Below are 11,310 nucleotides of genomic sequence, written 5' to 3'. Positions count from 1 at the left end.
GGCCGCCGCCTTCCTCGGCGCCCGCGGTCGCACCCGCCGTGCCCTCTGGCTGCTGATAGCCGGGACGATGATCATGGCCCTCGGCGACCAGTTCGACTGAGCCCCGGAAAGGCTCGGCCGTCACCGCGGAAGCCGCAGCGCACAGCGGGCGTTAAGACGCCTCTCAGACTCCGTCCGTACGGTGCCGGGCATGGCTACGAAGACAGCGGAAGGCGCCGGGACCGAGACCGGCGCGCAGCACGACGAGACGGTGGCGGAGACCGCCGTGACCGAGGAAGCCCCCGAGCAGCAGGAGACCGGCGAGGAGACGGCCGCCGCCGAGTCGGGCCGCGCGTCCGGGGTCGGCCAGGGCGCCGGTGCCGTGGTGTCCGCCGCGCTCGGTCTGGTCTCGCTCAACGGCGGCTGGGTCGGCACCGTCGCCTCGGCCCGCGCCCAGCTCATGGGCCAGCTCAAGACCTCCTCCCAGGCGGGGGTCGCCCAGCAGATCAAGGCGGTCTACGGCGACGCCTGGCACGCCACCGCCCTGTGGGCCGGCCTGTTCGCGGTGGCCGCGCTGGTCGTGGGCGTGGCCGTGCTCGCCCGCCCCGCGTTCGGCGCGCCGGGCCGCCCGCAGGCCCCGTGGATCAAGTCGGTCGCGTGGGGCGGTGTCGCGCTCGGCGTCGTCGGCCTGCTGCTGGCTGCGCTGAAGTACTCCGACGCGCTGCTCGGCCTGCCCTCGGCGGGCTGACCGCAGGAGCGGGGGCGGTGTGTGGCACCGCCCCCGTCAGCGGACCCGCAGCTCCAGCAGGCGGTCGTCGGCCTTCCCGGGGTCGCCGCGGCCGTCGGTGTTGCTGGTCAGCAGCCACAGTCGGTCCTGCCCGGCCGGGGCCACCGTGCGCAGGCGGCCGTACTCGCCTTTGAGGAACGCCTGCGGCGGTGCCGAAGCCGAGGTCGAGCGCAGCGGGACGCGCCAGAGGCGCTCGCCCCGGAGGCCGGCCATCCAGATCACCCCGTCCACGTAGGCGATACCGCTCGGGGACGCCTCGTCGGTGTGCCACTGGGCCAGCGGATTCTGCAGGCGCGCGTCGGTGCCCTTGCCCTCGGTGCCGGGCCAGCCGTAGTCGCCGCCGGGCTTGATCGCGTTCAGCTCGTCCCAGGTGTCCTGCCCGAACTCCGACGCGAACAGCCGCTGTTGCTTGTCCCAGGCCAGACCCTGCACATTGCGGTGGCCGTAGGAGTACACCGGGGAGCGGCCGAGGGGGTTGCCCGGCGCGGGCTCGCCCTCCGGGGTGATCCGCAGGATCTTGCCGCCGAGCGACTTCTTGTCGGGGGCCAGCCCGCTCTCGCCGCTCTCGCCGGTGCCGACGTACAGCATGCCGTCCGGGCCGAAGGCGATCCGGCCGCCGTTGTGGATGCGGCCCTTGGGGATGCCCTTGAACACCGTGTCCGGGGCGCCCAGCTGATCACCCGGCGCCCGCTTCTCGTCGTACCGGACCCGGACCACCCGGTTGTCGGAGGCCGAGGTGAAGTAGGCGTAGACCATGTGGTCCGAGGCGAAGCCGGGGGAGAGAGCGATGCCCAGCAGGCCGCCCTCACCGGCGGGCTCGACCCCGGAGATGCGGCCCGCCACCGTCTTCTTCCCGGTCCTGGCGTCGATCCGGGTGAGGGTGGCGTCGTCGCGGGAGGAGACCAGCAGGTTCCCGTCGGGCAGCGGGGCCAGCCCCCACGGGCTCTTCAGGCCCTCGGCCACCGTCCGCAGCACCTGCACCGAGCCCTTGGCGGGCGGGGCGGTCTCGGAGGGGGACTGCGCCGTGGCGGTCACCAGGCCCCCGGAGGGCGCTCCCCGCCCGTCACCTCCGTCCGAGGAGCAGCCCGCGGCCAGCAGCAGCGTGGTCGCGGCGAGTACGGCGGGCACGGTTCGGCTTCGCACGGTCAAGGTCCCTTCGAAGGGGGTCGCACCGACACTGCTACCCCACCAGACGCGCACCGTGTGCGTCCGGCGTTCAGTCCCACGATCCCAGCGCCGGGGGCAGGGCGGCCACCTCGGAGAGGTCCTCCTGGGTCAGCCGCAGCGCGGCCGCCGCCGCGTTCTCCCGCGCCCAGCGCTCCCGCTTGGTGCCGGGCAGCGCGACGACCTGCGGTCCCTGTGCCAGCACCCACGCCAGCGCCACCTGCGCCGGGGTGACGTCCTTGCCGTGCCGTCGCGCGACGCGGCGGAGTCCGGCCACGAGGGGCTGGTTGGCCGCCATCATCTCCGCCGTGAAACGGGGGTGGCGGGCGCGCAGATCGTCAGGTTCGAAGCCCTCGCCCGGGGTCAGCGTCCCGGTGAGGAAACCATTCCCCAGGGGCATCGCCGCGAGGAAGCCGATGCCCCGCTCCGCACACCAGGGCAGCAGCGCGGTGAGCGCCTCCGGCGACCACACCGACAGTTCCGCCTGCACCGCGCTCACCGGGAACACCTGCTGCACCCGTTTCAACTGGCGCAGTGTGCCGTCATGCAGCCCGTTCCCCGGGCGGCGTCCGCCGCGCGCGCCGACCGCGCACAGGCCCAGCGCGCGGACCTTACCGGCCCGCACCAGGTCCGCCATCGCGCCCCAGGTCTCCTCGACGGGGACCTCCGGGTCGGCGCGGTGCAGCTGGTACAGGTCGATCACGTCGGTCTGCAGGCGGCGCAGCGAGGCGTCGCAGGCCCGCTTCACATAGCCGGGGCGCCCGTTGGCCACGATGTGCTGATCACCCACCAGCAGCCCGGCCTTGGTCGACACGAAGGCGTCCGCGCGCCGCTCCCTCAGCACCCGGCCCAGCAGCAGCTCATTGGTGAACGGGCCGTACATGTCGGCCGTGTCCAGCAAGTCCGACCCGAGGTCCAGCGCCCGGTGCACGGCCCGCAGCGACTCCTCGCCCCGCTGCCGCGACCCGCTGTACGCCCAGCTCATCGGCATGCACCCGAGCCCCACGGCCCCCACCGAGAGCGCCCCCGTGCCGATCGTCCTGCGCTCCACCTGCCGCGAACCTCCCTCGCCGAGGCTCCCAACCTAACCGCTGCGCCCCGGCTGCCTGAACTAGCCTCCTGACCATGAGCGAAGACGTCTGGCTGCCCATCCCGCCCGAGGAGATCAAGGGGCTGCCCGCGGGCCCGAACTACCTGTTCTGGGACGGCGGGCAGGAGGATTTTCCCGGTGATCCGGCGGAGTGCGCGGTGTACGTGGTGCCGTACATGCGGCGCGAGCCCGTGAAGGTGCGCCCGTTGGAGGCGATGACCGGCCTGCGGGTGGTCCAGACGCTCACCGCGGGCGTGGACGACATCACCGCGAACCTTTCCCTGATCGTCCCCGGCGTCCAGCTCTGCAACGCACGCGGAGTCCACGACACCAGCACCGCCGAGCTGGCCCTCACCCTCACGCTGGCCTCGCTGCGCGGGATTCCGGGGTTCGTGCGGGCGCAGGAGGAGGAGCGCTGGCAAGGGGAGTTCCGGCCCGCTCTGGCCGACCGGAACGTGCTCATCCTCGGCTACGGCGCCATCGGTTCGGCCATCGAGGACCGGCTCGCGCCCTTCGAATTGGGGCGCGTGATCCGGGTGGCGCGCTCCGGGCGCACCACCGCGCGCGGGGACGTGCATCCGCTCACCGCACTTCCCCGACTGCTCCCGGACGCGGACGTGGTGATCCTCGCGACGCCCCTCACCGACGAGACGCGGGGCCTGGTGGACGCCGACTTCCTCGCCCGCATGAAGGACGGCGCGCTGCTGGTGAACATCGCGCGCGGGCCCGTGGTCGACACCGACGCCCTGCTCAGCGAGGTGCGGAGCGGGCGCCTCACCGCCGCGCTGGACGTCACCGACCCCGAACCGCTGCCGCCGGGCCACCCGTTGTGGCGGACGCCGGGCGTACTGATCACCCCGCATGTGGGCGGCCCGAGTTCGGCGTTCCGGCCGCGCGCCGAGCGGCTTCTGGTGGACCAGTTGACCCGGTTCGTGAACCATGAGCCACTGCGCCACGTGGTCCTCACCACCGGGGCGTGAGCCGCTCGTCGGCACCCTCCGCGACCCTCCGGGCGCGTTGTGTGCCCGCATAGTCGCTGGTCGTCACGGAGAGTAGAGAAGCTATGTCCCTGAGTGACGATCCTGGTGTATCGTCCCGACAGGGGTGCGCCGCCGACCGATCGGCGCCGGGGACGAACATTTCAGCTCTGTGAGGGGGGCGACGGGCGATGCACGGCCTATGGACGAACGATCCGACGCGGCGGAGCCGCCGACGGCGACCCTGGCGCACGACCGCGTGCGGGTGCGAGCGGCCGATGAGCCGGCTCGCCCTGCACCCCCGGCCGGGCGCCCGGCACAGGCATCCGCACCGGCCCCCGAGGGGCACCGGCGCGACCCGCACCGGGAGGGCGCGGTGAGCGCGCCGCCGGTGACCACGACCGCGCTCGACGGAGCGCCCCGCGCGCCGCAGCAGCCCGTCCGCACGCCCCCCACCCGGCCACCGGCAGCGGCCGGCGACGGATCGCGGCTCACCCAGCAGCTCACCCTCGCCCTGGTCTGCGCGGCCTATGCCGTCGGCTCGGCCTTCGACTGGGGGAACGAGCAACTCGCGCTCTTCATGGGGGACTTCGGGCTCAGCGCGGCGGCCGGCACCGCCGCCGTCTCCTGCTTCCTCTACGCCCGCAGCCGCCGCGTCCGCTTCCGCCCCGCCTGGCTGCTCTTCGCTCTCTCCTCCGCGATGGCCGCCCTGGGCAACGCGGTCTGGGGGTGGTACGAGGTGGTCCTCGAACGCACCGTGCCGAGTCCCAGCTACGCCGACCTGTTCTTCCTCTGCTTCGCGCCGCCCGCCATCGTGGGGCTGCTGGTCCTCGCCAAACGTCCGGCGAGCCGGGCCGGCTGGATCTGTCTCACGCTGGACGCCTGGCTCATCGGCGGCTCACTGCTCACCCTCTCCTGGAGCCTGGCGCTCGCCCAGACCGCCCGGATCGACGGACCGAGCGTCGAGCACACCGCCCTCTCGCTGGCCTACCCCCTGCTCGACATCGTGCTGGTCAGCATGGTGCTCGCGCTGCACTTCCGGCGCAGTCCGGGCAACCGCACCGCCGTCAACACCGCGATCGGCGCCCTGGCGCTCACCGTGATGTGCGACGCGCTGTTCACCTCGCCGCTGCTGCACAGCAGCTACCGCTCCGGGCAACTGCTGGACGCGGGCTGGTTCGCGGGCTCCCTGCTGCTCGCCTACGCCCCCTGGGCCGCACCCAGGGGGCGCGAGGGCGACCGGGGCGCGTCCGAGACCCGTGTCGTGCACGAGCACGTGCCGGGCCAGCGCGGTCCGTCCAGCGCGCAGCCGCACCCGCCGGGCGCGGAGGGCCACCGGTACCCGTCAGGGCGGCCGCTGACCGGCTCGCTGGCCGCCCTCACCCCGTACCTCGCCGCCGCCGTCTGCACGCTGGGCATCCTGTACAACGTGCTCAACGGGCGCCGGCCCGACCACGTGGTGCTGATCACCGCGGGCGCCGTGGTGCTGGCCCTCGTCATCCGCCAGGGCATCATGCTGCTGGACAACATCACCCTCACCCAGGAACTGGCACAGAAGGAGAACCACTTCCGCTCCCTGGTGCAGGGCTCCAGCGACGTCATCATGATCGCCGCGCCCAACGGTGTCCTGCGCTATGTCTCCCCGGCCGCCGCCGGGGTCTACGGCAGCAGCGCCGAGGCCCTGATCGGCACCGAACTGGCCGCGCTGATCCACCCCGAGGACCTGGGCTGCGTGGTGCACGAGGTGCGCCGCTTCCTGGCCGCCGACCCGCTGGCCGAACCCACCACCCGCATCGAGTGCCGCTTCCGCTCCGGCCGGGGCGGCTGGCTCAACGTGGAGTCCACCGTCAACCGGCACCACGGCGGGCTGATCTTCAACAGCCGGGACGTGACCGAGCGGGTCCGGCTCCAGGCCCAGCTCCAGCACAACGCCGAGCACGACCCGCTCACCGACCTGCCCAACCGCGCCCTGTTCACCCGGCGTGTCCAGCAGGCCCTGTCCGGGCGCCGGGCCACCGACCGGGGCGCCGCCCTGCGCGGCACGGCCGTGCTCTTCATCGACCTCGACGGCTTCAAGGCCGTCAACGACACCATCGGCCACCAGGCCGGGGACGAGCTGCTGATCCAGGCCGCGCGCAGACTCCAGGACGCCGTGCGCCAGGGGGACACCGCCTCCCGGCTCGGCGGGGACGAGTTCGCGGCCCTGATCACCGGCGACGGCACCCGCGACCGGGCCGCCCGCGAGCGGCACATCCTGGAGCTGGCCGACCGGCTCCGGCTCACCCTCTCCCAGCCGTACGTCATCGACGGCAACGATGTCCGGGTCAACGCCTCCATCGGCGTCGCCTTCGCCGAGCCCGGCCTCGGCGCGGGCGAGTTGCTGCGCAACGCCGACCTGGCGATGTACCGGGCCAAGGCCGGCGGCAAGGGCCGGGTGGAGCTGTACAAGCCGCAGATGCAGCAGGACGTGGTGCGCAAGGCCGAGCTGGCCGGGCGGCTGCGCGCCGCGCTGCACGAGGGCGAGTTCGCGCTGCTGCACCAGCCGGTGGTGTGTCTCAACGGCGGCCGGATCGCCTCGGTCGCCACCCACGCGCGCTGGCGCTCCGCCCAGGGGGTGCTGTTCACCCCGGCCGAGTTCCTGCGGGTGGCCGAGGACGGCGACCGTACGGCCGAGCTGGAGCGCTGGATACTCCAGGAAGCCGTGGAGCAGGCCGCCGAGCGCGCCGCGAGCGGCCTCGTCGTCCCGGTGTCCGTACGGATGAGCGCCCGGCGGCTGCTGGACCGCTCGCTGCCGCTCGGCTCCATCGAGGCGCTGCTCACCCGGCACGGGCTGCCGCCCGGCGCGCTGATCATCGAACTGTCCGGCACCGACCCGCGGATCTCCCAGGACGAGCTGGAGCGCCGCCTGACCGCGCTCAGCCGCCTCGGCGTGCGGATCGCGCTCGACGGCTTCGGCAGCGGCCACGCGGCCATCACGGCGCTGCGCAGGCTCCCCGTGGACATCCTCAAGCTCGACCGCGGGCTGATCGAGGGCGTCGTGGAGTCCGCCCGGCTGCACAAGATCACCAGCGGGCTGCTGCGCATCGCGGGCGACCTCGGCCTGCAGACCGTCGCCGAGGGTGTGGACCTGCCGGAACAGGTGGTCGCCCTGCGTGCCATGGGCTGCACCCACGGCCAGGGCATGGCGTTCGCCGGGCCGGTGGACGAGTACCGGCTGCGCCGGGCGCTCGCCTCCGGCCGCTTCCCGGTGCCGCACGCCCCCGCCGAGCCGGTCTTCGCCGGGAAGGGTGCCGGGCTCTACTCCGGGACCATGTCCACCGTGTTCGGCGGGACGGTGCTCCGCTCACATGATGAGACGGCCGTCCCACCCACTTGACACATGGTGCGCGCCGGGGGGAGGGTCAGTGCCATGCGCACCCGAATTCTCGTACTTGGAAAGCGCGTCGGCTGAGCTGGGGCTTCGTCGGACACCGTCCGGAAATCCCAGCACCCCTCACCGACGCGCTCCCCTCGCTTGCCTTGCGGCACGGGGGGTTTTTTGTTGCACGAGTGACCCTCGTGCGGCCCCCCGCTCCCGCACCCACACCGCCCGAACCTCGCAAACCCTCAAGCTCGAGAAGAGAATGACGATGACCGAGCAGGCCACCGGGGCCCACCACCCGCAGCCGCGGCCCCGATCCGGAGGACAGCACTCCGCCCCCGTCGAGCACGTCACGGGTGCGCAGTCCCTCATCCGCTCGCTCGAGGAGGTGGGGGTCGACACCGTATTCGGCATTCCCGGGGGCACGATCCTTCCCGCGTACGACCCGCTGATGGACTCCCAGCGGGTGCGCCACGTGCTGGTCCGCCACGAGCAGGGAGCGGGCCACGCGGCCACCGGGTACGCGCAGGCCACCGGCAAGGTCGGCGTGTGCATGGCGACCTCGGGCCCCGGCGCGACCAACCTGGTGACCCCGATCGCGGACGCCAACATGGACTCGGTGCCGCTGGTCGCGATCACCGGCCAGGTGGTCTCCAAGGCGATCGGTACGGACGCCTTCCAGGAGGCGGACATCGTCGGCATCTCCATGCCGATCACCAAGCACAGCTTCCTGGTCACCAAGGCCGAGGACATCCCGAGGACGATCGCCGAGGCGTTCCACATCGCCTCGACCGGGCGCCCGGGCCCGGTCCTCGTCGACATCCCCAAGGACGTGCTCCAGACGCGGACGACCTTCTCCTGGCCGCCCGTGACCGACCTGCCCGGCTACCGCCCGGTGACCAAGCCGCACGCCAAGCAGATCCGCGAGGCCGCCAAGCTGATCACCAGCGCCCGCCGTCCCGTCCTCTACGTCGGCGGCGGGGTGCTCAAGGCCCGCGCCACCGCCGAGCTGAAGGTCCTCGCCGAGCTGACCGGCGCCCCCGTCACCACCACCCTGATGGCACTCGGCGCCTTCCCCGACAGCCACCCGCAGCACGTGGGCATGCCCGGCATGCACGGCTCGGTCACCGCCGTCACCGCGCTGCAGAAGGCCGATCTGATCGTCGCCCTCGGCGCCCGCTTCGACGACCGGGTCACCGGGAAGCTGGACAGCTTCGCGCCGTACGCCAAGATCGTGCACGCCGACATCGACCCGGCCGAGATCGGCAAGAACCGCGAGGCGGACGTGCCGATCGTGGGTGACGCCCGCGAGGTGCTCGCCGACCTGATCCAGGCCGTGCAGAAGGAGCACAGCGAGGGCCACCGGGGCGACCACACCGCCTGGTGGAGCGACCTGAACCGCTGGCGGGAGACCTACCCCCTCGGCTACGAGACGCCGGAGGACGGCTCGCTCTCCCCGCAGGCGGTCATCGAGCGCATCGGCCGGCTCGCCCCCGCCGACACGATCTTCGCTGCGGGCGTCGGCCAGCACCAGATGTGGGCCGCCCACTTCATCCAGTACGAGCAGCCCGCGACCTGGCTCAACTCCGGCGGCGCCGGAACCATGGGGTACGCGGTCCCGGCCGCGATGGGCGCCAAGGCCGGACAGCCCGGCCGTACGGTCTGGGCGATCGACGGCGACGGCTGTTTCCAGATGACCAATCAGGAACTGACCACCTGTGCCCTGAACAACATCCCGATCAAGGTCGCCATCATCAACAACGGCGCCCTCGGCATGGTCCGCCAGTGGCAGACGCTGTTCTACAACCAGCGCTACTCCAACACCGTGCTGCACTCCGGCCCCGACGGACCCACGGGCCCCAGCGCCGGCACCCGCGTGCCCGACTTCGTGAAGCTGGCCGAGGCGATGGGCTGCCACGCCATCCGCTGCGAGCGCCCCGAGGACCTGGACAAGGTCATCGAGGAGGCCAACGCGATCAACGACCGCCCGGTCGTCGTCGACTTCATCGTCCACGAGGACGCGATGGTGTGGCCGATGGTCGCCGCCGGGACCTCCAACGACGAGGTCATGGCCGCGCGGGGCGTCCGTCCCGACTTCGGCGACAGCGACCAGGACTGACCGAGGATACGAGCGAGAGAGACCACGACCATGTCCAAGCACACGCTCTCCGTCCTGGTGGAGAACACACCGGGCATCCTCGCCCGCATCGCCGCCCTCTTCTCCCGGCGCGGCTTCAACATCGACTCCCTCGCGGTGGGTGTCACCGAGCACGCCGACATCTCCCGCATCACCATCGTGGTGAACGTCGAGGACCTGCCGCTGGAGCAGGTGACCAAGCAGCTCAACAAGCTCGTCAACGTGCTGAAGATCGTCGAACTGGAACCCGGACAGGCCGTCCAGCGTGAACTCGTTCTGGTGAAGGTCCGCGCGGACAACGAGACCCGGTCGCAGATCGTGGAGATCGTCCAGTTGTTCCGCGCCAAGACCGTCGACGTCTCCCCGGAGGCCGTCACCATCGAGGCCACCGGTTCCGGCGACAAGCTGTCCGCGATGCTGAAGATGCTGGAGCCCTTCGGTATCAAGGAGCTGGTGCAGTCCGGCACCATCGCCATCGGACGCGGCGCCCGTTCCATCACCGACCGCTCCCTGCGCGCCCTCGACCGCAGCGCGTGACCCCCGGCCCGGCCGCCCCGCGGGGCGACCGGATGCCGAGACCCCGAAACCTTCCGTCCCCCCACCGCAATACGGTGGGCGCAGCACCCGCACCTCAAGGAGAGAACCAGTGGCCGAGCTGTTCTACGACGCCGACGCCGACCTGTCCATCATCCAGGGCCGCAAGGTCGCGGTCATCGGCTACGGCAGCCAGGGCCACGCCCACGCCCTGTCGCTGCGGGACTCGGGCGTCGACGTCCGCGTCGGTCTGCCCGAGGCCTCCAAGTCCCGCGCCAAGGCCGAGGAGCAGGGCCTGCGCGTGGTCACCGCGGCCGAGGCCGCCGCCGAGGCCGACGTCATCATGATCCTGGTCCCGGACCCGCTCCAGGCCCAGGTCTACGAGGAGTCCATCGCCCCGAACCTGAAGGACGGCGACGCGCTGTTCTTCGGTCACGGCTTCAACATCCGCTTCGGCTTCATCAAGCCCCCGGCCGAGGTCGATGTCTGCATGGTCGCCCCCAAGGGCCCCGGCCACCTGGTCCGCCGCCAGTACGAGGAGGGGCGCGGCGTGCCCTGCATCGTCGCGGTCGAGCAGGACGCCTCCGGCAACGCCTTCCCGCTGGCCCTGTCGTACGCCAAGGCCATCGGCGGCACCCGCGCCGGTGTCATCAAGACCACCTTCACCGAGGAGACCGAGACCGACCTGTTCGGTGAGCAGGCCGTGCTCTGCGGCGGCACCGCCGCCCTGGTCAAGGCGGGCTTCGAGACGCTGACCGAGGCCGGCTACCAGCCGGAGATCGCCTACTTCGAGTGTCTGCACGAGCTGAAGCTGATCGTCGACCTCATGTACGAGGGCGGCCTGGAGAAGATGCGCTGGTCCATCTCCGAGACCGCGGAGTGGGGCGACTACGTCACCGGCCCGCGCATCGTCACCGACGCCACCAAGGCCGAGATGAAGAAGGTCCTCGCCGAGATCCAGGACGGCTCCTTCGCCAAGAACTGGATGGACGAGTACCACGGCGGCCTGAAGAAGTACGACGAGTACAAGAAGCAGGACTCCGAGCACCTGCTGGAGACCACGGGCAAGAAGCTGCGCAAGCTGATGTCCTGGGTCGACGAAGAGGCGTGAGCCTCGTGGCGGCCGGCGGCGGCGCCCCCTGGCGGGGTGCCGCCCGCCCGGCCGCCGCGCCACTACACTGCTGCACAACAAACGCGTCAGGCCCACAGTGTCGTGCGTCTTCCACGCGGCTAGCACCCCTCCACCGCCAGCGGCCGTCGGGACGGCCGTCCGCAATGGAC

General features: G+C 72.1%; 8 protein-coding genes. 6 read left to right on the top strand and 2 right to left on the bottom strand.

Annotation, left to right across the window (positions count from 1 at the left end; genetic code table 11):
- Positions 1-190: 190 nt before the first annotated feature.
- The gene (locus CCN33_RS02285; RefSeq protein ID WP_086690509.1) at positions 191-727 is read left to right on the top strand and encodes a hypothetical protein; all 537 of its coding nucleotides are present in this window, start codon (positions 191-193) and stop codon (positions 725-727) included.
- Between the two features lie 36 nt (positions 728-763).
- On the opposite strand, the gene CCN33_RS02280 is transcribed toward CCN33_RS02285, so the two are convergent.
- Together CCN33_RS02280 and CCN33_RS02275 are read right to left on the bottom strand one after the other, a co-directional pair.
- On the bottom strand, positions 764-1,915 hold the full coding sequence (locus CCN33_RS02280; protein WP_425275822.1) for a PQQ-dependent sugar dehydrogenase: 1,152 nt from the start codon (positions 1,913-1,915) through the stop codon (positions 764-766).
- A gap of 67 nt (positions 1,916-1,982) precedes the next feature.
- Entirely contained in the window at positions 1,983-2,981 is a 999-nt protein-coding gene (locus tag CCN33_RS02275) for an aldo/keto reductase (protein ID WP_086690505.1), read from the bottom strand.
- 74 nt (positions 2,982-3,055) lie between these two features.
- On the opposite strand from CCN33_RS02275, the gene CCN33_RS02270 reads away from it, so the two are divergent.
- From CCN33_RS02270 to ilvC, 5 genes are all read left to right on the top strand, one after another.
- Positions 3,056-4,000 carry a 2-hydroxyacid dehydrogenase gene (locus CCN33_RS02270; RefSeq protein WP_086690503.1) on the top strand — a complete coding sequence of 315 codons (945 nt, stop codon included), beginning with the start codon at positions 3,056-3,058 and terminating at the stop codon, positions 3,998-4,000.
- Positions 4,001-4,373: 373 nt separating this feature from the next.
- Entirely contained in the window at positions 4,374-7,373 is a 3,000-nt protein-coding gene (locus CCN33_RS02265) for a putative bifunctional diguanylate cyclase/phosphodiesterase (protein WP_167387746.1), read from the top strand.
- 253 nt (positions 7,374-7,626) lie between these two features.
- Positions 7,627-9,477, top strand: coding sequence for an acetolactate synthase large subunit (locus CCN33_RS02260; RefSeq protein ID WP_208621638.1), 1,851 nt, complete (start codon positions 7,627-7,629; stop codon positions 9,475-9,477).
- A 30-nt stretch (positions 9,478-9,507) separates the two neighbouring features.
- A complete protein-coding gene (ilvN, locus tag CCN33_RS02255; protein WP_031181749.1) occupies positions 9,508-10,032 on the top strand; it encodes an acetolactate synthase small subunit in 525 nt (174 codons plus the stop codon).
- A 109-nt stretch (positions 10,033-10,141) separates the two neighbouring features.
- On the top strand, positions 10,142-11,140 hold the full coding sequence (gene ilvC, locus CCN33_RS02250) for a ketol-acid reductoisomerase (protein ID WP_086690498.1): 999 nt from the start codon (positions 10,142-10,144) through the stop codon (positions 11,138-11,140).
- Positions 11,141-11,310 lie beyond the last annotated feature (170 nt).

The organism is Streptomyces recifensis (assembly GCF_002154615.1).
Lineage (GTDB): Bacteria > Actinomycetota > Actinomycetes > Streptomycetales > Streptomycetaceae > Streptomyces > Streptomyces griseoluteus.
Note: the sequence above shows the minus strand (reverse complement) of the source record. Positions and strands in the feature narration are given on the sequence as shown.

Excerpts from the sequence above, each read along its gene's own strand:
- CCN33_RS02270 (WP_086690503.1), top strand. The coding sequence starts at position 3,056 with ATGAGCGAAGACGTCTGGCTGCCCATCCCGCCCGAGGAGATCAAGGGG.
- ilvN (WP_031181749.1), top strand. The coding sequence starts at position 9,508 with ATGTCCAAGCACACGCTCTCCGTCCTGGTGGAGAACACACCGGGCATC.
- CCN33_RS02285 (WP_086690509.1), top strand. The coding sequence starts at position 191 with ATGGCTACGAAGACAGCGGAAGGCGCCGGGACCGAGACCGGCGCGCAG.
- CCN33_RS02260 (WP_208621638.1), top strand. The coding sequence starts at position 7,627 with ATGACCGAGCAGGCCACCGGGGCCCACCACCCGCAGCCGCGGCCCCGA.